Source organism: Reinekea blandensis MED297, from assembly GCF_000153185.1.
Taxonomy (GTDB): Bacteria; Pseudomonadota; Gammaproteobacteria; order Pseudomonadales; family Natronospirillaceae; genus Reinekea; species Reinekea blandensis.
This window is the reverse complement of sequence record NZ_CH724149.1, coordinates 847,239-870,760: the sequence shown is the minus strand read 5'-3', so window position 1 is coordinate 870,760 and position 23,522 is coordinate 847,239. Positions and strand designations below refer to the sequence as shown.

Annotated in this window: 21 protein-coding genes; 6 read left to right on the top strand and 15 right to left on the bottom strand. The window is 53.3% G+C overall.

From position 1 onward, the window contains the following. Positions 1 to 6 precede the first annotated feature (6 nt). From bamA to rpsB, 8 genes are all read right to left on the bottom strand, one after another. A complete protein-coding gene (gene bamA / locus MED297_RS03970) occupies positions 7 to 2,361 on the bottom strand; it encodes an outer membrane protein assembly factor BamA (RefSeq protein ID WP_040556432.1) in 2,355 nt (784 codons plus the stop codon). A gap of 74 nt (positions 2,362 to 2,435) precedes the next feature. Further along, positions 2,436 to 3,782: an RIP metalloprotease RseP gene (rseP, locus tag MED297_RS03965; protein WP_008042585.1), complete on the bottom strand. Its 1,347-nt coding sequence runs from the start codon at positions 3,780 to 3,782 to the stop codon at positions 2,436 to 2,438. Positions 3,783 to 3,784: 2 nt separating this feature from the next. Continuing rightward, on the bottom strand, positions 3,785 to 4,960 hold the full coding sequence (gene ispC, locus MED297_RS03960; RefSeq protein WP_008042583.1) for a 1-deoxy-D-xylulose-5-phosphate reductoisomerase: 1,176 nt from the start codon (positions 4,958 to 4,960) through the stop codon (positions 3,785 to 3,787). Then, on the bottom strand, positions 4,960 to 5,787 hold the full coding sequence (locus MED297_RS03955) for a phosphatidate cytidylyltransferase (protein WP_008042582.1): 828 nt from the start codon (positions 5,785 to 5,787) through the stop codon (positions 4,960 to 4,962). Before MED297_RS03955 ends, ispC begins: the two co-directional genes overlap by 1 nt. A 4-nt stretch (positions 5,788 to 5,791) precedes the next feature. Continuing rightward, entirely contained in the window at positions 5,792 to 6,535 is a 744-nt protein-coding gene (locus MED297_RS03950) for an isoprenyl transferase (RefSeq protein WP_040556430.1), read from the bottom strand. A gap of 96 nt (positions 6,536 to 6,631) precedes the next feature. Further along, positions 6,632 to 7,189 carry a ribosome recycling factor gene (gene frr, locus MED297_RS03945; RefSeq protein WP_008042580.1) on the bottom strand — a complete coding sequence of 186 codons (558 nt, stop codon included), beginning with the start codon at positions 7,187 to 7,189 and terminating at the stop codon, positions 6,632 to 6,634. A gap of 307 nt (positions 7,190 to 7,496) precedes the next feature. Then, the gene (gene tsf / locus MED297_RS03940) at positions 7,497 to 8,363 is read right to left on the bottom strand and encodes a translation elongation factor Ts (RefSeq protein WP_008042579.1); all 867 of its coding nucleotides are present in this window, start codon (positions 8,361 to 8,363) and stop codon (positions 7,497 to 7,499) included. Positions 8,364 to 8,465: 102 nt separating this feature from the next. Further along, complete coding sequence (rpsB, locus tag MED297_RS03935) at positions 8,466 to 9,206, bottom strand: 30S ribosomal protein S2 (protein ID WP_040556429.1); 741 nt, start codon at positions 9,204 to 9,206, stop codon at positions 8,466 to 8,468. 202 nt (positions 9,207 to 9,408) lie between these two features. On the opposite strand from rpsB, the gene map reads away from it, so the two are divergent. From map to MED297_RS03905, 6 genes are all read left to right on the top strand, one after another. Continuing rightward, positions 9,409 to 10,305 (top strand): type I methionyl aminopeptidase, encoded by an 897-nt coding sequence (gene map / locus MED297_RS03930; protein ID WP_083779322.1) that lies wholly within the window; start codon positions 9,409 to 9,411, stop codon positions 10,303 to 10,305. Between the two features lie 54 nt (positions 10,306 to 10,359). Then, entirely contained in the window at positions 10,360 to 13,041 is a 2,682-nt protein-coding gene (gene glnD, locus MED297_RS03925) for a [protein-PII] uridylyltransferase (protein WP_008042576.1), read from the top strand. Beyond that, positions 13,038 to 14,228 (top strand): succinyldiaminopimelate transaminase, encoded by a 1,191-nt coding sequence (dapC, locus tag MED297_RS03920; RefSeq protein ID WP_008042575.1) that lies wholly within the window; start codon positions 13,038 to 13,040, stop codon positions 14,226 to 14,228. The genes glnD and dapC overlap by 4 nt, the downstream gene beginning before the upstream one ends. 9 nt (positions 14,229 to 14,237) lie before the next feature. Beyond that, positions 14,238 to 14,579 carry an arsenate reductase gene (locus tag MED297_RS03915; RefSeq protein WP_008042574.1) on the top strand — a complete coding sequence of 114 codons (342 nt, stop codon included), beginning with the start codon at positions 14,238 to 14,240 and terminating at the stop codon, positions 14,577 to 14,579. A gap of 11 nt (positions 14,580 to 14,590) precedes the next feature. After that, positions 14,591 to 15,622, top strand: a complete 1,032-nt coding sequence (gene dapD, locus MED297_RS03910) for a 2,3,4,5-tetrahydropyridine-2,6-dicarboxylate N-succinyltransferase (RefSeq protein WP_008042570.1) — start codon at positions 14,591 to 14,593, stop codon at positions 15,620 to 15,622. Between the two features lie 99 nt (positions 15,623 to 15,721). Continuing rightward, on the top strand, positions 15,722 to 16,270 hold the full coding sequence (locus MED297_RS03905) for a GNAT family N-acetyltransferase (RefSeq protein ID WP_008042568.1): 549 nt from the start codon (positions 15,722 to 15,724) through the stop codon (positions 16,268 to 16,270). Positions 16,271 to 16,280: 10 nt separating this feature from the next. Here the strand turns inward: MED297_RS03905 and MED297_RS03900 are convergent, their stop codons facing one another. The 7 genes from MED297_RS03900 to MED297_RS03870 all read right to left on the bottom strand — a co-directional run bounded on the left by MED297_RS03900 (position 16,281) and on the right by MED297_RS03870 (position 23,511). After that, a complete protein-coding gene (locus MED297_RS03900) occupies positions 16,281 to 17,312 on the bottom strand; it encodes a hypothetical protein (RefSeq protein ID WP_008042566.1) in 1,032 nt (343 codons plus the stop codon). Between the two features lie 180 nt (positions 17,313 to 17,492). Then, entirely contained in the window at positions 17,493 to 18,680 is a 1,188-nt protein-coding gene (locus tag MED297_RS03895) for a BaiN/RdsA family NAD(P)/FAD-dependent oxidoreductase (RefSeq protein WP_008042561.1), read from the bottom strand. Beyond that, positions 18,677 to 19,525 (bottom strand): 23S rRNA pseudouridine(2605) synthase RluB, encoded by an 849-nt coding sequence (gene rluB / locus MED297_RS03890; protein WP_008042559.1) that lies wholly within the window; start codon positions 19,523 to 19,525, stop codon positions 18,677 to 18,679. The genes MED297_RS03895 and rluB overlap by 4 nt, the downstream gene beginning before the upstream one ends. Next, positions 19,512 to 20,858, bottom strand: a complete 1,347-nt coding sequence (scpB, locus tag MED297_RS21745; protein WP_008042557.1) for an SMC-Scp complex subunit ScpB — start codon at positions 20,856 to 20,858, stop codon at positions 19,512 to 19,514. The genes rluB and scpB overlap by 14 nt, the downstream gene beginning before the upstream one ends. Positions 20,859 to 20,860: 2 nt before the next feature. Further along, entirely contained in the window at positions 20,861 to 21,940 is a 1,080-nt protein-coding gene (locus MED297_RS03880) for a segregation and condensation protein A (protein ID WP_008042554.1), read from the bottom strand. 11 nt (positions 21,941 to 21,951) lie between these two features. Next, positions 21,952 to 22,572, bottom strand: a complete 621-nt coding sequence (locus MED297_RS03875; RefSeq protein ID WP_008042553.1) for an L-threonylcarbamoyladenylate synthase — start codon at positions 22,570 to 22,572, stop codon at positions 21,952 to 21,954. Positions 22,573 to 22,599: 27 nt separating this feature from the next. Then, positions 22,600 to 23,511 (bottom strand): PHP domain-containing protein, encoded by a 912-nt coding sequence (locus MED297_RS03870; RefSeq protein WP_008042550.1) that lies wholly within the window; start codon positions 23,509 to 23,511, stop codon positions 22,600 to 22,602. Positions 23,512 to 23,522: the final 11 nt, after the last annotated feature.

Genomic DNA, 23,522 nt, shown 5'->3' with positions numbered 1-23,522 from the left:
GCGGCATCAATATGAAATGCCGATATTGAATGCAAAGTTGGTGGTCAGATCATCGTCTTTCGCGTTAAGCGGCCAGGCGTAACTGAAGCTCAGCGGCGCGATGGCGGTAATCCAGGTGACATCAACCCCAGCCGACAAACGAATCTCTGACAGGTCTACCCCGTTTTCGCAATTCGGGTTGTCCGCTCGACACTGATCCGTGAATACATTACCTGCATCAACAAACAGCGCCGTTCGGAAAGCGTCCTGATTCTGCGCAAAAGGCGTGGGAATCAGCAACTCAGTACCCGCTTCCAGTTTGATGTTGCCGCCTATAGGACTGGCGTCAAATGCTGGCAGATTGTCTTCACCCAACGGTGCTGTACCCACTGGCCCCAGAGAACCGTTTCGGAAGCCGCGAACAGACCGGGCGCCGCCCGAGTAAAAGTTTTTATAGAAAGGCAGCCGGTTGTTGTCACCATAACCGCCACCGTAACCAACATCCGAATGGAAGCGCAATGCCAGATTATCAGCAAAGTTGATGTACGTCTGACCGGCCGCAGTCAATCGGTAGTAGTTAAGATCACCCGCCGGAGTTGCCACTTCAGCATTAAAACTCAAAGACGATCCATCATCGGCTTTAAGCGTGCCGTTGAGGGTATTGTAGTTCCAACCAAACAAGGCTGTTGCAATGTTATATTCATCGCCGTTTTGCTCACGAAAATCCGTCATCTCGAGTGTTGCCGAGGTATCGCTCAGGAAGAGTTCATCCCGGCTGTATCCCAGACCGTAGCTGACTCGCTGATTCTCGCTGATCGGATAACCCAGATTAATCCGTCCGCCATAACTGTTGGTGGCGTAGGTACCAAAGGTGGTTTCACTGTAATCTGAATTTTTGTAATACAAATCCGCGCCCAGGCTGACGCCATCAATGGTGAAGTAGGGATTATCGACGGAAAGCTGATAGTTTTGTGTGGACTCGTTAACCGTGATGCCCGCCGAAAAGTCGACCCCCATGCCGGCAAAATTATTCTGCTGCACTGAAAACTCGCCAAAGAAACCCGAACCCGCCGCATACCCTCCGGCAATATTAATCTGGGAATCCTTGGCTTCGGCAACGGTCACGAGCAGATCGACCAGATCATCTCGACCGGGAATCGTCTGCGTTTCTATATTGACCCGGGTAAAGTACCCCAGTCGTTCGAGCCGCGCCTGGGACTGGCGAATCTTATCGTTTATCACCAGCGCCCGCTCAAGCTGTCTCAACTCCCGGCGGATGACCTCATCGTTGGTTGCCGTATTGCCCTGTATGATGATCCGGTTAATGTACACCGGCTTACCGGGGTTTACCTGGATGACGACATCGACCGTTTGTGATTCAGCCTGCGGTTGACGGAAGTCTCTGACTTGCGCGAAGGCATAGCCGTTTTCACCCAGAAGCGACTTGATGTTACGTACGCTGTCATTGACCTTGACGCGAGAGTAGGTTTGTCCGGCTTCAATAGACACCTGCTGTAAAATGTCGTCATCAAGCCCTTTCAGATCGCCAACAACTTCAACAGAAGCCACGTCATAAGGCACACCCTCACGGATATTCAAGGCGACGGTGATGTCAGCTTTATTTTCGGAAATGGATACCTGCTGTGAAACGACGGAGAAATCCAGATAGCCACGATCGAAGTAAAAGTCTTCCAATCGCTGCACGTCGCCGGTCAATGCCGCTTTGGAGTAATTATCGGCTTTGGAAAGGACCTTCCAAAAAGGAATCGAGTCGGCTTCGGCCATGTTCAGGGTGTCACGCAACTCAGCCGTAGAAAACACCTGATTGCCAACAATTTGATAATGTTCAACCCGAGCTACCGGCCCTTCCTGGATGTCGAGATGAACCTTGACCCGGTTACGGGTCAACGCGGTAATCTCTTCAACCACGGTTGCGTTATAGCGCCCCTGTAAGCCGTATTGTTTCTCGAGCTCCAGTTGAATGTTTTCCAGCAGCGACTGACTGTAAATTTCTCCTTCGGCCAGACCAACATCTTCAAAAACGCGCTCCAGCGTTTCCGTCGGAATCGTCGAGTTACCATCAAAGGAAATCGATTCAATAGCAGGGCGCTCTATCACCACAAAGACTAGCGAGTTTCCTGAACGCTCTACACGGACATCATAGAAGTAACCCGTCGAATACACGTCTCTCAGCCATTCGGATGCGTCCGCTTCGTCGACCCGGTCGCCCTGGTTCAATGACAGTTCTGCGAGCACACTGCCCAACGATACCCGCTGCAGCCCCTCTACCCGAACTTCTTCTACAACAAACGATTCAGCCAGTGCTACCGCTGACATGGCCGTCAGCAAGGCGATAGCGATTGTATTTCGAACGACTCCCAAGTTTTGTTACCTTCTTATCCTGAATACGAAACGGCAGGCATTCTGTCCAGAAGCAAGCCCCCATGAAACCGTCTTTACAATAAGCGACCAATGTCATTCACAAAGGCCAGAAACATCAGTGTGGCGATAAACGCCAGACCTAATTGTGCCCCGATCATCTGAACACGATCCGACAGCGGTCCGCCTTTAAGCCATTCCAGACCATGCATGACCACATGTCCGCCATCCAGCACGGGAACCGGCAATAGGTTCACGATGGCGAGACTGATACTGATCAGAGCCAGAAAGCTGACAAAGGCTTCAAACCCGGACCCGATGGAGGTACCGGCCATCTGTGCCATGGAAATCGGCCCACCTACCTGACGCAAGGAAACCTGACCCGTCACCATTTTACCCAGCATCTGATAACTCAGAGCCACCATATCGAGCGTGTCAGCCACTCCGCGTGTCAATGCCTGTAATGGCCAATAGCGGGTCGTCATGCGCTGTTCGTCCGGCCATTGAGGGGCTTGTGCCGCCGCACCGACATAACCAATGACCTGGCCATCCTCCAAGGTGCGTGCAGCCGGTGTGAGCCTGATGGTTTGATTGATCCCTTCACGATCAATGGTCACGTCCAGTGTGTCGTCCGGGCGCTCCCGAACGACCGACACCCACTGCTCCCAGCCGGTCATCGACGTGCCATCCACGGCAACAACTCTATCACCAGCCTGCAAACCGGCGCGTTCGGCGGCACCACCGGACTCGACACGGGAAATAACCGCCGGAAAGTTGGGCAACCTCGGTAACAGGCCGAAGTCCTGAACCGGGTTGGGCGAGGCTGAGCTTGCCAGCCAGCGATCAATCGGAATCGAATGTTCAACGCGCTGACCATTCCGGGCAAGTGTCAGTTCCACCGCCCCGGTATCACCCACCCGTGACGCCAGAGCCAAACCAAGTTCGGTAAAGGAGTCTACGGTTTCACCATCGACCGACAACACCCGATCGCCGGCCACAATATCGTACCCCTCAGTCAATGATCCGGTTCGGGGCGCATCAACGATCGGCTTAAGATCCTGAACACCCACCGTGTACATCACGCCATAGGCAAAGAACGCAAATAAAACATTCGCTAACGGACCGGCCAGGGCGATGGCGATTTTCTGTGCCGGGGTTTTACTGTTAAATGCCTCATGACGCTGATCGTCCGGCACCTCGCCCTCACGTTCATCCAGCATCTTGACGTAGCCACCCAGAGGGATCCAGGCAACCGCAAACTCAGTACCATGACGATCCATCCAGGACCAGATTGGCTTACCAAACCCGACTGAAAACCGCAGAACCCGAACGCCACAGCGACGGGCAACCCAAAAGTGCCCATACTCATGTATCGTAACCAGAATTCCCAGCGCAAGAATCAATCCAAAAATTGAGTTCAGCATAATCAGACTCCGAACTTGGCAACCAGAGAACGACAGCACTCTCTGGCCATTTGATCGACGGCTCTCAGCTGCTCGACCGAGTGCACCTGTTGGTGCTCAGTTTCGCATAAAACCGCTTCATTGATGCGTCCGATATCCGTAAAACCAATGTATCCTTCCAGAAACGCCGCAACCGTTTCTTCATTTGCTGCATTCAGAATGGCCGGTGCGGTGCCGCCGGCGTCAAAGGCTTCTTCAGCCAGGCGCAAGCAGGGAAAACGTTCTCGATCAGGCTGATCAAAGTTCAACGACAGCAACTCATTGAAAGCCAGACGGTCAGAACCACTGGCGATTCGCTCCGGATAGGCCAATCCGTAGGCAATCGGCGTACGCATATCCGGAGCACCCATCTGCGCAATGACGGAGCCGTCCACGTATCGAACCATGGAATGAATAACACTCTGCGGATGAATGACAACCTCAATATCGGAAGGCTGCAGACCAAACAGCCAGCACGCTTCAATCAGCTCCAGACCCTTGTTCATCAACGTCGCTGAATCAACTGAGATTTTCCGACCCATTGACCAGTTCGGATGCGCCACGGCCTGATCGGGTGTCACATGGATCAGCTGCTCCATGCTCGCGTCCCGAAACGGTCCGCCGGAGGCTGTTAACAAAACGGACTCAACACCCGATTGTACTCGACCTTCCGGTAAACATTGGAAAATCGCATTATGTTCACTATCAATGGGCAGTAAGGTGGCGCCGCCAGCCTGAACAGCCTCCATCAACAGACGCCCCGCCACCACAAGACTCTCTTTGTTGGCCAACAGCAACTTGCGGCCGGCCCGTGCCGCCGCAATCGAGGACTCCAGTCCGGCAGCGCCCACAATGGCGGCCATGACCGCATCGGCGTCAGATGAACCGGCGACATCGACCAGAGCCTGCTCGCCAGTTCGGATCTCTGGAGCAGGACGACTCAAACGGTCCAGTAATTCTTTGCGGCGCTCTGCGGTTGGCACAATAACGACATCCGGCGCAAAACGATCAACGTCCCGGGCCAGTTGCGTCATATTAGAATGACCACTCAGGGCATGAACCCGATAGCGTTCCGGATGCCGATGAATGACATCCAGCGTGTTCTGACCGATTGATCCCGTCGCACCGAGAATCGTAATGTTCTGCACCGACGTAGCCATCAAACAACCGACAACACAAACCAAAGCAAGACAAACAGAGGTGTCGCCGCACACAGGCTATCAATGCGATCCAACACCCCACCATGTCCCGGCAAAAGCGCACTGCTGTCTTTAATCCCCCGGTTTCGCTTCATTAAAGACTCGAACAGATCGCCAATCACCGATAAAGCAACGATGGCCGCCGACAAAAGCAATAACCAGGTCCAGCCGCGGACGCTGTGATCCTGCAGGTAGAAATGCGCAATCACGACGGAAACCAGAATGGATGTCAGCATGCCCCCATAGACGCCGGCCCATGTTTTTCCGGGGCTGACTTTCGGAGCGAGCTTACGCCGTCCCAAAAGGCGCCCCGCAAAGTAGGCCCCAATGTCGGCGCCCCAGACGAGCAACATCAGCCAGGTCAACAAGAGTAACGAATCGGGTTGATTTTTCAGCCAGACCAGTCCCATCCAGAAACCGCCCAGCACCGGAATGGCGACCAATAAACGCAGAGAACGCGAGCCCAGCCAGGCGGCACCATCAGGAAAACGGAACACGACAACAATCGCCACCAACCACCAGAGCAATGCCGCTAAAACGGCCACAATCCAAAGGGTATCAGCAACAGGAATGAACAGATGAGGGATCAGCAACAGAACCGCCGTCAGCGCCAGGATCGCAAGTTTTTGTGCGCTCCCGGTCAGGCCTGACATGTTTGCCCATTCCCAGACACCCAATAAGACAATGATTCCGATAAATCCGCGAAAATAAAGATCGGGCAGCAAATAGATGCCGGCCAACATCAAAGGGGCCAGCACCAGTGCAGTGATGATGCGCTGTAACAGCATTAACTCAGTTCTCTTGTTCTAATTGTTCATCGGTTCGGCCGAATCTTCGAACTCGTGACGAGTACGAAGCAAAGGCTTCGTACAATGACTCACGATTAAAATCCGGCCAGAACTCTGGGGTAAAGTAAAATTCTGTATAGGCCATTTGCCAGAGCAGAAAATTGGAAATTCGTTGTTCGCCCGCTGTGCGGATACACAGGTCCGGCACTGGCAACCCCGCCAGCATCACCTCGTTTGAGATGGCATTCTCATCAATATCTTCAGCCTTCAACTCACCGGCTTCGACACGGTGAGCAAGCTTACGCACCGCCTGAGCAATGTCCCAATGACCACCATAGTTAGCGGCAATGGCCAACACCATGCCGGTATTCGACGCCGTATCGGCTTCAGCTTTCGCGATGGCTTTTTGTATAGATGGCGAAAACCCGGATTTATCACCAATAACGACCAGACGAAGGTTATTGCGTACCAGCTTTTTCACTTCGCGATTCAACGCCATCAAAAACAGGTCCATCAGCGCGTTGACCTCATCCTGAGGCCGGCGCCAGTTTTCCGAGCTGAACGCATACAGCGTCAAGACTTCAACACCCGCTCGAGCCGACTCTTCAACCACCATACGAACCGTGCTGACAGCCGCTTTATGTCCGGCGATCCCGCCCAGCAGCCGCTTTTTGGCCCAGCGATTATTGCCATCCATAATGATGGCCAAGTGCCTAGGAACGGCTAATTGTGTGTCAATGTCAGTCATATCAGGCTCTTGTCTTCATCCATGAGTCAGTGCGTTCTGTAAATACAAAAAAAGGCAGCACAGGCACCTGTGCAGCCTTTTTTGTCTGCGTTTGCTTCAGACTTTCATCAGGTCCGCTTCTTTTTCGGTCAGATGCTTATCGACCTGAGCAATGGCGGCATCGGTCAGCTTCTGGATGTCTTCTTCAGCGCGCTTACCTTCGTCTTCAGACAGCTCTTTTTCTTTAACCAGCTCTTTCACCGCCGAGTTAGCATCACGACGACCGTTACGAATGGAAACCCGGGCTTTCTCTGCCTCACCACGCGCCACTTTGATGAACTCTTTGCGGGTTTCTTCGGTTAACATCGGCATCACAATACGGATGTTAGACCCGGCCGTGGCAGGGTTCAGACCGAGGTCGCTTTTCATGATGGCCTTTTCGACTTCGGGAACCATGTTCTTTTCCCATGGCACAATTGAAAGCGTCCGGCCGTCTTCGACGATGATGTTCGCGACTTGCTTGATCGGCGTATCAGTGCCGTAATAATCCACTGAGATCTTATCCAGAATGGCCGGGTTAGCCCGTCCGGTCCGGATTTTATTGAAAGCGTCATCCAACGCCGCAATCGCTTTGCGGTTATGCGTCTCTGTTTCCTGTTTGATTTCGTCAATCATTGTCTATTCCTTCGCTGCAGTGGCCTATCAGAGGCCTGGAACACCGGTTTCAGGCGACCCGACGACCTACCAGTCGCCGGAGATTTTAAAATTTGGCGAGCATTATACACACCCATGTCTGAGTTTTCTGCGCTTTTAGACAGGGTTTTTGAGGAAAATCATTGCCTTAGCGGTTCAGGAAAGCCACGAACCCTTCCCAGGAAAGACCAAGTCCTGCAACCTGAAAATTCAACGACACAACACCAGGCACGCAAACGCCAGACATAAAAAAAGCGCCTGACGGCGCTTTCTTAACCAATCAACGGTATCAGGCGTTGCCTTTGGCCGCTGCTGCAACTTCTTCTGCGAAGTCGACTTCTTCTTTCTCGATGCCTTCACCCACTTCATAACGGGTAAAACCAACCACTTCAGCACCACCGTTTTTCGCCAGAACACCAACTTTTACGTCAGGGTCTTTAACGAAAGGCTGCTCAGTCAAAGAAATCTCAGCTTTGAACTTATTGATTCGACCAACCATCATTTTCTCGATGATTTCAGCCGGCTTGCCAGAACCTTCAGACTGGGCGCGAACAACTTCTTTTTCACGCTCCAATACATCCGCAGGAATCGCTTCCGGGCTTACGTACTGAGGGTTAATCGCCGCAACATGCATTGCGATATCTTTCGCCAGCTCAGCAGTACCACCTTTCAGCTCAACCGCAGAGGCAATACGACCACCGTGCACATAAGCGGCGGCAACACTGCCTTCACCACCCACAAACACAATTCGGCGTACAGAAATGTTCTCACCGATTTTCTGAACCAGCGCTTCACGCTCAGCTTCCAGACCTTCAGACATCAGCTTAGCAACGTCAGCTTCTTTCTTTTCAAACGCGACATCGGCCACTTTGTTAGCAAAGTTCAGGAAGTTTTCATCACGTGCAACAAAGTCAGTCTCACTGTTGATTTCGAGCATCATCACCAGAGAGTTATCGTCTGTATTACGGGTTACAATGACGCCTTCAGCTGCTGTACGGCCCGCTTTCTTAGCGGCCTTCAGACCAGATGCTTTACGCAGATTATCGATCGCCGCCTCGATGTCACCATCGGTCTCTACCAGCGCCTTTTTGCACTCCATCATGCCCAGACCAGTGCGCTCGCGCAGTTCCTTAACCAGGCTTGCAGTAATTGCCATGACTTTCGTCCTCAAATTAGTTAGTTACATAATTTCAACGTGTTACAGCACACTCAAATGACAAAAGGGGCTCATGGCCCCTGAAGATTCGAACCGGATTGCTTACTCAGCTGCTGCTTCTTTCGCCTCGCCTTCGGCGACTTCGACGAACTCATCTACTTCAGCTGTTTTCGCTTCCAGAACCGCATCAGCCATCGCTTGAGCATAAATCTCAATGGCACGGATCGCATCATCGTTGCCAGGGATTACGTAATCGATACCATCTGGGTTAGAGTTGGTGTCAACCACACCGATAACCGGGATACCCAGCTTATTGGCTTCCTGAATAGCAATACGCTCATGGTCTACGTCGATCACGAACAACGCATCTGGCAGGCCACCCATGTCTTTGATACCACCAATGGATTTTTCCAGCTTGGCGATCTCACGAGTGTTCATCAGACGCTCTTTCTTGGTCAGCTGTTCAAAAGTACCATCGTCCTGCTGAGTCTGAAGCTCACGCAGACGCTTGATTGACTGACGAATCGTCTTGTAGTTCGTCAGCATGCCGCCCAGCCAACGGTGCGCAACATATGGCATGCCGGCACGAGTCGCTTCTTCACGAATGATGTTGCTGGCAGAACGCTTAGTACCAACAAACAGGATTTTGTTCTTTTTCGCAGCCAGGCTGCCAACAAAAGACAAAGCATCGTTCAACGCAGGAACGGTGTGTTCCAGGTTGATGATATGAATTTTATTGCGGGCACCGAAGATGTACTGAGACATTTTCGGATTCCAGTAACGGGTCTGGTGACCGAAGTGAACACCTGCTTTGAGCAGGTCACGCATTGATACAGTAGCCATAATTTCCTCGTATTCGGGTTAGGCCTCCACACTTCCCATGATCCAACCCCTTTCGGGCACCCAGAACCATGTGTCGAAGCATGTGAGAAGTTAAGTTAATGCCCAGTACTCTGGGCGGCGCGCTTTATACCAAATTACAGAACCTATAACAAGGTCAAAACCAGAAACTCCGGCTACGCGGCTCACTCGTTTGCCGGGCGTGATGGGCAACCCATCGCCAGTAATAACAGGAATCGTTCGCAATGAGCGATCTAAAAGCTGCAAGAAGCCCTTAAAATCGCTAGAATCGGCAATCAAATTTTACCCACCTTATGGAATCTCTATGGCAGTCACGATCAAAAGTGCCGAAGAAATCGAAAAAATGCGCATCGCTGGACGACTGGCCGCCGATGTCTTGCAGATGCTCGATGAGCATGTTGCGCCCGGAGTCACTACCGGCGAACTGAACCGCCTCTGTCACGACTATATTACCAACGTTCAGGACGCCATTCCGGCACCGCTGAACTATGGCAACCCGCCGTTTCCGAAGTCGATCTGCACTTCGGTAAACCAGGTTATCTGTCACGGCATTCCAAGCGATGACAAAGTCCTGAAAAAAGGCGACATCGTCAATGTGGACGTGACCGTCATTAAAGATGGTTACCACGGTGACACCAGCAAAATGTATTATGTCGGTGATGTGCCGGCGCATCTGGACCGGTTGTGCAAAGTCACTCAGGAATGCCTGTACAAAGCGATCGATCTCGTCAAACCCGGAACGACCTTAGGCGACATTGGCCATGTCATTCAGCAGCACGCCGAAGCCAACCATTACTCCGTCGTCCGCGAGTTCTGCGGTCACGGCATCGGCGCTGTGTTCCATGAAGAGCCTCAGGTTCTGCACTATGGCAAGCCCGGCACGGGGATGGTCCTGAAAGAAGGAATGACCTTTACCATTGAACCCATGATCAATCAGGGTAAACCACAGTGTAAAATCCTTCCGGATCAATGGACGGTGGTGACAAAAGACCGTAAAGCGTCCGCACAATGGGAGCACACTCTTCTGGTCACCGCGGACGGGGTGGAAGTCCTCACGGCTCGCGACGAAGAACAGTTCTGAACATCGGTCCACAACCCGTATTCAGGCCCGCTTTAACCTTTTAAGGATTTGACATTGGATCTTGCTGACTATTCCGATCACGGCCTCGTTGATCAGGACACCCTGAAAGCCGAGCTTTCACAGGGCAGCCCCATACCGGTTTTAAAACGGACGCTGGCGGATTTACAAAAGCAACTCAACCAGCGTTTTATCCAAGGTGAACCGATTCGCAATCTGGTTTTCGGTCGAGCCTGGGCACTGGATCAAATCCTACAAACGGTATGGCAGCAGTTCTCCTGGCGTCATGAGGACGATATCGCCCTGATCGCGGTCGGCGGTTATGGTCGCGGAGAGTTGTTACCGCGTTCGGATATTGACCTGTTGCTGCTGTTTTCCGAAGAAGCGACGATCAATGATAATGTTGATTCCCTGCAGGCGTTCATCACACTGCTCTGGGATATCAAGCTCGAAGTCGGTCACAGCGTCCGGACGCTGGATGCCTGCATTCAGGAAGCGGCCGACGATGTCACCATCACCACCAACCTGATGGAAACACGCACCTTAGTGGGTCCAAGCCGCCTGCGAGAGCAGTTGCTGGAAGCCGTCGGTCCGGATCGTATCTGGCCCAGCAAGGACTTCTATAAGGCCAAAATGAATGAGCAGGCCAATCGTTATCAGAAGTTCAATGACACTGAGTACAACCTGGAACCAAATGTCAAAGGCGGACCCGGTGCACTGCGCGATATTCAGACCATTGGCTGGGTCGCAAAACGCCATTTTGGCGACACTGAATTACGAGAGCTGGTTGAGCGCAACTTTCTGACCGATGCCGAGTTTCAGGACCTGAACCACGGCCAGGACTTTCTTTGGCGTGTCCGTTATGCCCTGCACATGATCACCGGACGCGAAGAAGACCGACTGTTGTTTAATCTGCAGGAAGAAGTGGCCGAAATGTTCGGTTACAGCGACCGCGAAGGCCAGCTCGCCGTCGAACATCTTATGCAGGACTACTTCCGACAGGTTTTTAAACTGCGGACACTGAACATCATCCTGCTGCAGCTGTTTGATGAAGCCATTCTGAGCGAACACATCGACGACCAGATCACGCCGATTAACGGACGCTTTCAGATTCGGAATCAGTACATTGAAGTAACGGCGGATAATGTCTTTAACCGAACACCTTCAGCCCTGTTGGAAATCTTTGTTCTCTGTGCGCAAACCGAGGGCATTAAAGGCATTCGTGCCAGCACCATGCGCCTGCTGTTTGCCAGCCGCAATCTGATTGACGGCGCCTTCCGCCAGGATCTGCGCAATATCACCTTCTTTATGGAACTGCTACGCAGCCCGCAGGGTGTCTATCACGGGCTGCTGCGCATGAACCAGTACGGCATTCTGGGATTGTATCTGCCCGAGTTCGGACGAATAGTCGGACAAATGCAGTTTGACCTGTTTCATGTCTATACCGTCGATGCCCACACGCTGTTAACCATTCGCAATCTGCGTTCTTTCCGTCACAGCAGCAACACCAAACGCTTCCCGATCGCCACCAAGATCATCCACAAGCTGCCAAAAATTGAACTGGCCTACATCGCTGCCCTGTATCACGACATCGGCAAGGGCCGAAACTCAGACCATTCGCAGGAAGGCGCGCTTGAGGTCCATCGGTTTGCCCAACGGCATCGCCTGTCCAACTGGGAATCGGATCTGGTGGTCTGGCTGGTACAGCATCATTTACTGATGTCGATGACGGCACAAAGACAGGATATTTCTGATCCGGCGGTTATTAATCGCTTCGCACAGCAGGTGGGCGACCAGCAACGACTGGATTACCTGTACGTGCTTACGGTTGCCGATATTTTTGCCACCAACCCCAACCTTTGGAATGGCTGGCGAGCCTCCCTGATGGAGCGGCTTTACCACGAAACCAAACGAGCCCTGCGTCGGGGCTTGGAAAACCCGATTAACAAAGAAGATCGGATTGCCGAGACCAAAGAAGCGGCGCTGCTGTTACTGACCGAAGATGGCTTTGAACGCGAAGATGTCCTGGCCTTATGGGACAACCCCGGCGATGATTATTTTTTGCGTGAAACACCGGAAAACATTGCCTGGCATACCCGTGCTATTGCCAATCACGGGATTAACATTCCCTTAGTCTTGATCAAAGAAACCAACGTACGTGAGTACGCCGGCGGTACCCAGCTGTTCATCTATGCTCCGGACCGGGCTCATCTGTTTGCCGACATTGCGGCCACGTTAGATGCGTTGAATCTGGACATTCAAGACGCCCGGATTATGACGTCATCAGCCTCACATTTCAGTCTGGATACGTTTATCGTGCTGGAACAGGACGGGACTTCCATTGGTGATAACCCGGACCGGCTGTTTGAAATCCAGCATAAGCTGTTGTTGGAAATCCAAAACCCCAATGACACTCAGCCCCCCAAACGTCGGATCAGCCGCCAACTGAAACATTTCCAGATTCCGGCTGAGATTACCGTCAGTAATGACATGGTGAACCATCGCACCGTTGTTGAGGTGGTCGCGTCTGACCGACCGGGCTTGCTCGCGGATATCGGACGTTGTTTCCGGCGATTGGAACTAACGTTATTGAATGCCAGAATTTCAACTCTCGGAGAACACGTCGAAGACGTCTTCTTTCTCGTCGATCGTCAGGGGCTGCCACTGATGAACTCAAGCGATGTTGAACGACTCCAAAACGAACTGAAATCCACCATATCAGAAGCCATGGACCGATGAATCCCAATCTCGCCAAGCTGAATCCCTATCCGTTTGAAAAACTGCGGACTCTGACTCAGGACGTAACCCCTGCCGCCCTGCCCCCAATTGCCTGGTCGATTGGAGAGCCCAAACACGATGCCCCCGCGTTTTTGCAGGAGGTGTTGTTGGCGAACATGGGTGGGTATTCCCAATACCCGGCAACGGCCGGTCTTGGTGAGTTAAAAGAGGCGATCAGTGACTGGATCCGCCGACGCTTTCTGGCTCAGCATCCAGACGCTATCCGCCCGGAAGAACATGTGTTGCCGGTAACGGGAACCCGCGAAGCGCTGTTTTCTGTAGTGCAGGCATTATTTGACCCGAGCCGAGCGGATCGGGAAATCTGGATGCCCAACCCCTTCTATCAGATTTATGAAGGGGCGGCATTGCTGGCCGGCGCCGACGTTCGATTTCTGAACTGCACCGCTGAGACGGATTACCAACCCGACTACGACGCCCTGACCGACGCTGATTGGGAACGCTGCCAGATTCTGTTTCTCTGCACACCGGGGAACCCCAGCGGTTCAACCTTGTCCGTATCCCGATTGCAGCAACTCATTCACAAAGCCAGACAACACAATGTTTTGTTGATCAGTGACGAATGTTACAGCGAGCTTTACCGAGATGAAGACCAGCCACCGGCTGGTTTGTTGCAGGCCTGTGACGGACTGCCGGATGATCACTTCAGTCATTGTCTGGTGTTTCACAGTCTCAGCAAACGCTCCAACCTGCCGGGTTTACGTAGTGGGTTTGTGGCCGGTGACGCTGAGCGTATCCGTCAGTTTCTGACGTATCGGACCTACCATGGCTGCGCGATGCCCATACCTCATCAACAGGTATCCATCGCGGCCTGGCGGGATGAAGAACACGTCATTGCGAACCGAAAACTGTACAACGAAAAATATCAGATGATGCAGACCGAACTTGGTCAGCATTTACCGATCCGTATTCCACAGGCCAGTTTTTACCTCTGGCCAGACCTGCAAACGGACGACGAAGCCGTGGCTAAGCAGTGGCTGGAAGCCGCAAACATCCGTGTCTTACCCGGGCAATACCTGTCACGGCAAAGCCAGGGTATAAACCCGGGCTACGGGCATGTGCGCATTGCACTGGTCGCGACACTTGATGAATGCTTCGAAGCCGCGACCCGACTCCGATCGATTTTATAAAGGTACCCCATGCTGAAGATCTATGGCATCCGCAACTGTGACACGTTGAAAAAAACATTGGCGTGGTTTAAAGCGCACGACACAGAAGTCGAGTTCATCGACTATAAAAAACAACCACCGGATCACGCTCTGGCCAGCACGTTTGTTTCGGCATTGGGCTGGGAGCAGGTCATCAACAAGCGCGGCACCACCTGGCGGAAGCTGGATGATGCCATCAAAGCATCCATCAACGAACAATCGGCCATCCAACTGATGCTGGAACAGCCATCCATTATCAAACGACCCATTATCCAACAGGATGATAATTTCTGGGTCGGTTACGACGAATCCCTTTTTCAATCCCTTATCTGACGGAGAGTTAAATGACGTATTTTGCACTGGCGCTCGGCACCGCCACTCGCAATCGCGATGAGAAAATCATCGAAGCCTGGTACCCGCAACCAACCATCCACCCGAGTGATTCGCTGGTCTCCGACCTGACGGCCATCGTAAAACATGAAGGCGGAAACATCGCTCACGTTCTGGAAAAAGCGCACTACGAAACGTTGAAAAGTGCGTTCGACAATGCCGGGCAAGCGCTGAACGTTCAGTTACTTGAGTCCGCCAAATCCAGTGAACAGACTTTGGTCCTAACTCTGCTGGAGACTGACAGCGCACCGGCATCCGTTGCCGAAGGCTACCTGAAACTGCACCTGCTTTCGCATCGTCTGGCAAAACCACAATCGTTGGTGCTGGACGGTTTATTTGGTGTGTTGCATAACATTGCCTGGACCAGCGAAGGCCCGATCGATCTGCCCGAACTGCCTGAGCGTCAGATCGCGGCACGCTTGGCCGGACGCGCACTTGAAGTGAACTGCATCGATAAGTTCCCGAAAATGGCAGACTATGTGGTGCCAACGGGTATTCGCATCGGCGACACGGCTCGTGTCCGCCTGGGTGCACATCTCGGTGAAGGCACAACGATCATGCATGAAGGGTTCGTCAACTTTAACGCCGGCACGACAGGTGTTTCCATGGTTGAAGGCCGTATCTCAGCCGGTGTTCTGGTTGGCAATGGTTCCGACATCGGCGGTGGCGCGTCCATTATGGGTACGCTGTCCGGCGGTGGTAAAGAGGTAGTCTCGATGGGCGAAAACTGCCTGCTAGGCGCCAATGCCGGCACCGGTATTCCGCTGGGAGATCGCTGCACGATTGAAGCGGGCCTTTACATTACCGCGGGAACCAAAATCACTTTGCTCGACAGCAACAAGCAACCGACTCAAACGGTTAAAGCGCGGGAACTGGCCGGCAAGTCAGACCTGCTGTTCTGGCGTAATGCTGAAACCGGCCGGGTGGAATGCCTGACCAACAAGTCGGCTGTAGAGCTTAATGCCGACCTGCACAGCCACAATTAAAACATGGCTCCTGATGGCTGCAGCGCCCGCTGCAGCCACTGCCCATCTCTCTTTAATATGCTAACATTCATCTCGATCTAACAATGTTTGAGTTTGGCTATGTTTCAGTTAAATACCTCTGTACCCGACCTCCGACTGGTGCTGGCTGAGCCTCGATACGCCGACGCCCTCTTTCAACTCGTTGATCGTAACCGAAGCTATCTGCGACGCTGGCTGCCCTGGCTTGATTACAACCTGACCAGCGACGACAGCCAAAATTTCTTGCGCAACTGCCAAGCCAACTATGCCGCACAGACGCAACTGAACACCCTCATGTTTCTGGGCGATGAACTGGTCGGCACCACAGGCTTCAACCATATCAACCCAATCAACCATACCGCGGAAATCGGGTACTGGTTAGGTGAAGACTATATGGGCCAGGGGCTGATGACCGCCGCAACCGCCAAAATCGTTGAAGTCGGTTTTGAGCGCTACCATCTGAATCGTCAGGAAATCCGCGCGATGACCGACAACGCCCCGAGCCGGGCCGTTGCTGAGCGACTGGGCTTCACGCACGAAGGAACCTTGCGTCAAGCCGCACATCAGTACGGTGAATATTTTGATTTGGAAAATTACAGCCTGCTGAAGTCGGAATGGCAGGCTAAATAGGCACAGGCATTCAGATCAACTTCGCCGGCGTCTGTGCGATCGTCTCCCATACGGTCGTTGGCAGATACACAAAACGAAGCTGCTCGTAGGTGTCTTCCAGTAACCGGAACTCGCCTTGGCTGTGCGACCCCACCCAATCCAAGGCGGTCTGTAAGAACTGCTCAGACAACTGGTGATCCGGCTCATTAAACTGCCAACAAACCGACTGACCGTGGTGTTCAAAGTTCACCAGACAGTCACCGGTGTCCCGATCTTTGAATGAATTGACAAACGCAACGGAAACAACCGGACCGGTCGACTTAAGCATGGCTTTGACGATTCCAGCGTGGAACTCAAATGCATCGGAGCCTTGGCGTGGAATGGTGACGACATTCTGTGGCATCAGCAAGGCGACCATCTGTCGTTCAGTATCAGATGATTTCAGCTTTTGTTGCGCAAGGTTGGACAGCTCCGACTCCGTCCAGACATTCACTTCCAGATTAAACTGTTTCAGCGTTTTGCAGACCAAGACAAAGCGATCAAACTGAGATCCTTGTCGGCCTTGTCCGGACTTTCGCCAGGCCCGTTCAAACACACTGCCACCTTCGACGTTTGGCTCAGGCAATGGCTTGCGCTCAAGCGGTTCTGTCTGGAAAGGTTCGGGCGGTTCAAACGCCAGCGTACCGAGGGTAAAGGGTTCACGTTCAGTGTTTCGAGATGGGTTAGTTGACGCCGAAAAAGTCGCCGATTCATAGCCACTGACATGACCCTGCGATGCCGCGACGGCAGACGATGAGGGTTGCGCTCGGACACGGAAACGTTCAGGCACCGGGACTGGAAACTGTACACCGGGAAGTCGCTCTAACGCGGCCTTAACCGACGGGTATCGCTCAGCCAGCCAGTAGCGAACCAACAAACCGAGCAACAAAAGATGACTGAAACTGGTCAGTCCCAGGAGTGTAGCGAGTCCCGAAGAAACACCCAGCCCGTAAAGACCCAAACCAATGATCAGACTGATCAGGCCAATCCCAATCAACCATGCCAATCTGCGAAAAGATTCCATTCCGACATCCCTATTGTCGCTTTCGTCTGAACCAACCGAATGCGGCTTCCATATGCTGCAATGATGACGGTGATTCTACTCTTAACCGGCGACGTGTCAGCTATTCGGAACTGGATCTATAAACCTATGTGACGCACATCACATTTGCACGACAATCCGACGGAACCAGATTCGTTTTAATCAACAAACCTGACCGGCAGCCCAGCCACTCGACCAAGCCCACTGGAAGTTATAACCGCCTAACCATCCGGTTACATCCAGCACTTCGCCGACAAAATACAAACCTTGTCGCTTCGAGGACATCATGGTTTTTGATGAGATCGCCTGTGTATCAACACCGGCCAAGGTCACTTCTGCGGTACGGTAGCCTTCCGTCCCCCCCGGGCGGAACGGCCAATGGTTAATCATCGAAGATAAACGCAGACTTTGTTCTCGGGTCAGGTCAGCTAACGCGCCCTGTACCTGACTTTGCTCCACAAAATGTTCAGCCAGTCGCTGTGGTAACCATTGCGTCAGCCAACCTTTCACGGTCTTTCGACCCTGTTGATGACGATCGGCCGCCAGTTGAGCCGAAATGTCGACTCCCGGCAACCAATCGATCATTAAAGACTGACCCGGTTGCCAGTAGTTTGAAATCTGCAGCATGGCCGGACCACTGAGCCCTCGGTGGGTAATCAGACAATCCAGCGTAAACGCCTGCCCATTCTCAGCGCTGACCGTGACCGGAGCCGAGATGCCAGACAAAGCAGACCACGATGTCTTGTCCTGCGTGTTCCAGGTGAACGGCACCAATGAGGCTCTCAGGTCCCGAACTTCGTGGCCATACTGGCGGGCCAACCGGTACCCAAAGTCGCTCGCGCCCATGGTCGGGATCGACAATCCGCCCGTCGCAACCACTAACGATGCACAGCTCAAATCACCTTCGGTGGTGGACAGGACAAACTGTTCACCATCGTCACCCACGCTGAGAATGTCCGTCTGCATCTGCAGTTGACCACCGGCATCATCCAGCTCAGCAAGCAGCATGGTGACGATGTCTTTGGCACTGTTATCACAAAACAACTGGCCCAGCGTTTTCTCATGATAGGGGATCGCATAACGATCCACGAGAGCGATAAAGTCCCATTGGGTATAGCGACTCAGCGCGCTGCGCACAAAATGAGGGTTAGCCGACAGATAATGTTCCGGCGTGATATCAAAGTTCGTAAAGTTGCACCGACCACCACCAGACATCAGAATTTTCTTGCCGGGTTTGTTCGCGTGATCGAGCAACAGAGTACGGCGTCCGCGACGCGCCGATTCGATGCCGCAGAACAGTCCGGCCGCACCCGCACCGATCACAATAACATCCCACTGCTGCACCGTCATGAAGGCTTGCGGGAGGTCTTACCAACGGAGCGTCGGGTACGTTGTTTTTCCATTTTGCGTTTCATCGGATCGCGCTTGTGTTTAACAATGGACTTCCACGGTGCCGGAGCCAGATCCACGGTTTTGGCTAACTGATCGATGTCTTTTTTGGCCATTTCCTGCCAGGTTCCGGCACGGACGTCAGAATCCAGGAACACAGAACCGTAGCGAACCCGCTTCAGGCGCGAGACCTGAAAGCCCTGACTTTCCCAAAGCCGCCGTACTTCCCGGTTACGCCCTTCCATGATGACCACATGGAACCAGAGGTTAGACCCTTTGCCATCGAAAAACTGCACATCAGTAAACTTGGCCGGGCCATCTTCCAGTTCTACACCTTCACACATGGCGTCGATGTTTTCCTGCTGCACATCCCCCAAAACCCGCACGGCATACTCGCGTTCAATTTGATGCGAAGGATGCATTAAGCGGTTCGCCAGTTCTCCATCGTTGGTAAACAGCAGCAGACCTGAGGTGTTGATATCCAGTCGCCCAACCGCAATCCAGCGCTCGCCGGGAATACGTGGCAGGCGATCAAAAACCGTATGGCGGCCTTCCGGATCCTTACGGGTACAGATCTCACCTTCCGGCTTGTTGTAGATCAGTACGCGACGGACCTTTTCCGCTTCAACACTGATTTTTTTGCCGTCCAGGCGCAGTTCATCTTTCTCACTGACTTTGTCGCCCAGTTTAGCGACCTCTCCGTTCACCTGAACACGACCACTTTCAATGGCACGTTCCATTTCACGGCGCGAGCCCTGACCGGCTTTGGCCAGCACTTTTTGTATGCGTTCTTCACTCATTGTCATCATCCTCGCCCTGAGGGTCACTCTCCCGAGCGTCCAACAGAGCCTGTTGTTGGGCTAGTTTTTCCTGAATGATTTTCCATTGCTCTTCTTCACTCAGGTGGGTGGTATCTTCTTCGGGCTCGCCGTCAGCCGACTCGTCGGTGTTTGGGACCGCCTCGGTCGTCTCCGGCTCCGCCGATTCATCGGTGGCATCAGCCGAAGCCCCGGTTTCTGATTCACTGTCATCATCGTCAGTAAACTCCAGATCCGGGTGTTCGTGTTCTGCCCGCTGTTGTTCAAGCGATTGCTCGAAGTTTTTGTTCACATCATCCATCGCGGCCAGTTCGTCATCGAGCTGATCGTCGATGTAATCGTTACCGGTTTTGCCGGTCGCTTCGGTTTCGCGCAACTTCTCGATCATGCCGCTGAAGCTGATTTCAGACTGATTATCATCCTGAGCCGGACTCTCACCATCTTCTAATGGCATCTGCGGATTAAGCTCTTCCATATCGCGAATATCACTGAGGCTCGGCAGTTGATCGAGCGACTTCAGGCCGAAGTAATCGAGGAACTGACGCGTCGTAGCGTACATGGCCGGTCGCCCCGGCACATCACGATGCCCAACCACACGAACCCACTCCCGTTCCAGGAGCGTCCGGATAATATTCGAGCTGACGGCCACGCCACGAACATCTTCAATCTCACCGCGGGTAATCGGTTGTCGGTAAGCAATCAGGGCAATCGTTTCCATCAGCGCACGTGAGTAACGCTGTGGTTTTTCATCCCAAAGCCGGGATATCCATCGCGCGGTTTCGGCTTCGGTCTGGAATCGATAACCGCTGGCAACCTCCACCAGCTCCAGACCCCGACCTTCATACAAAGCGATCAGTTCGGTCATAATCTGGCGGACGATCTTCACCTTCGGACGTTCGTGCGGTTCAAACATGTCCCGCAAATGATTCACCGACAGCGTTGAACCGGAAGCAAATAACGCCGCCTCCAGAATGCGTTTAAGCGCTTCATGTTCGTGACCGCCATAGGGGTCCCGATCATCATCGTCCAGCTCGTCATCCGGCAACGACTCCCCCAGCTCGACATCGTCGTGAGCGGCCGGGTCAGCATCTTCGACTGACGCTGTATCCGTTTGTTCCGGTAACTCCGGGGCTTCAGCCGAGGACTCATCATCACGCGGAGATTCAGCCTGATCGGGTTCGACAGACAATGACTCGTCATCTTCATGCGCGTCTAAAGGCACAGTGTCTTCGTCAATTTCGTTAACCGGTTCCGACGGCTCGTCTGAGGGTTTCTCATCGGCGGTGTCCGGACGATCAAACAGAGATTTGGGATCCGACATAATTAATCCGTTTTCGCTTTAACATGGATCGGTGCAAAGACTTCACTCTGAACCAGATCAATCAGGGATTCTTTGGAAAGTTCGAGAATGGCCAGAAACGTAACGAGTACGCCGGTTCGCCCTTCACTCGGGTCAAACAGCGCGACAAAGGGGACAAATGCCTGACCCTGCAGTCTGTCCAATACTTCACCCATACGCTGACGGGTCGACAGCGACTCCTTCTGGACTTCATGGCCTTCGAACATTTCCGCACGACTCATCACTTCTTTAAAGGCCAGTAAGATCTCCCGCATGTCCACATCGGGATGCAGCTTGGGCCGTTCAAAATCAGGCCGGGTTTCTTCAGCCAGAAAAATGTCCCGCCCGACACGCGGTATGGTATCGAGGTTTTCAGCCGCTTCTTTAAACTGCTCGTATTCCTGCAATCGTCGAATCAGCTCGGCACGCGGATCTTCTTCCTCCTCGTCATCATCCTGCTTGGTTCGCGGCAACAGCATACGGCTTTTGATTTCTGCCAACATGGACGCCATCACGAGATACTCAGACGCCAGCTCAAGCTGCATCCCCTGCATCAGCTCGATGTACTCCATGTACTGGTTCGTGATTTCAAACACATTGATGTTCAGAATATCAAGATTCTGCTTTCGAATAAGATACAGCAGCAGGTCCAACGGGCCTTCGAAGGCATCCAGGAAGACTTCCATAGCATCGGGCGGAATGTACAGATCAATCGGGATCTGCGTCATTGCTTCACCCTCGACGACGGCAAACGGCATTTCCGTCTGTTCGGCCTGCGCACGGGCCCGCAGTGCCTGCAACGCCCGTTGTTTTGGCGTCAGCGGCTGATCGGGAAGCGGTGCGTCCTGTTCGGTAAACAAGGCTTCGGGAGCAGGCTCGGCCGCGGCATCGTCCTGAGCTTCGTCGCTAGTTGCCTCGGTTTCCGGAGCGTGCGCATCCTCGGCAGCGGTTGACGCCTCAGTTGCTGTCGGTTGATCGCGTTCGGTGACGTCGCCGGTCGAGTCCGACGGCGTTGATCCGGTTTCGGACTCGGCGCTCAGGGGTGAATCGTTTTCATCAATCATGGGGCTGGTGTTTACTCAAAAGGCGCCGGATCACCGGCTCCGACCCGGAGGATTTCCGGAACATCGTCCAACAGGCTGACCACGGTCGATTCTTCAAAACCACAGAACCCGCCATCGATCACCAGATCCAACTCGTGCTCCAATATTTCACGAATGTAATAAGGATCGTTCAGAGGATCCTCGTCATTTGGCAGAATCAGGGTAGAGCTCAACATCGGTTCCCCGACGGCATCCAACAATGCGGAGGCGATGTTGTTGGCCAGCACCCGCAAGCCGATGGTTCGGCGTTTAGGATGCAACAGTTTGCGCGGCACTTCCCGCGTGGCTTGCAGAATGAAGGTGTAAGGGCCCGGCGTATTGTTCTTAATCAGGCGAAAAGCAACGTTGTCGACTTTGGCGTAGTTAGCCAAGTCTGATAGATCACGGCACACCAACGTCAGGTTGTGCTTTTCATCGATCTGACGAATGCGACGGATGGCATCCATCCCGCGCTTGTTGCCCATCAGACAACCCAGGGCATAGGCTGAATCGGTCGGATAGGCGATAACACCGCCCTGCAACACAATTTCAGCCGCCTGTTTGATCAGTCGCGGTTGAGGATTATCCGGATGTATGACAAAAAACTGGCTCATGTTGGCTCCCGCCAAGGAATTTGAAAGTTACTTTAACCCGACAGCCGAGCAGTTTCCAGCCTGTACAGCGCTCTGAACCGGCGCATTTTGATTGGCCAGCCAATCCTGAACCAACGGCACATCCAACGGCCAGCTCGGGTACCGGCCCAGACTGATCCATTTCTGCTCCGGTCCGTGGAAATCACTGCCGCCGCCAACCCACAAATGGCGCTCACGAGCCTGATTAACCAGAAACTTACGCAGATCGGGGTGTAACCCGGCACAGGCGATTTCCACGGCCTCACCACCAGCATCAGTAAAGTCATCCAACAGCTCCCGGGCTTTCGTCCAGGTCAGCTTGTAGCGATGTGGGTGCGCTAATACGGCCATGCCGCCGCTGCGGTGAATGGCATCAATGGTTTCACCCAGCTCCGGCCACTGCTGTTTAACATCGCCCACTTTGCCCTGACCGAGCCAACGCTTATAAACGCTGCCCAGAGAACTCACCTGCCCGGTCTCAACCAGATAATCGGCAATGTGTGGACGCGCGGGCACGCCAAACTCGGCGCGCTGGAGTATCTGCTCGACATCAAGTTCAAACCCCGCCCGAACCAACAGTTCGATAATGCGATCAAACCGTCGCCGGCGCCGCTGATCAAGGTCTGCCTCGACGGCCAGCCAGGTATCAGAATAGACATCCATGCCCAGGCCGACGATGTGCAATGTGCGACCGTGCCACAGGCAGGACATTTCCGCGCCGGGATACAACGTCAGCCCCGGCGGCACGAGTTGCTGATCCACGGCATAACGATAGCCACGTGCGGTGTCATGATCGGTCAGCGCCAGATGCTCAACACCCTTTGCCTGCGCTTCCGCCAGCAGTGCTTCCGGCGACAACCGGCCATCGGAAAACCGGCTATGGCAATGCATTTCCCAGCGATGCTGGACGTTGACAATCATGAACACTCCAC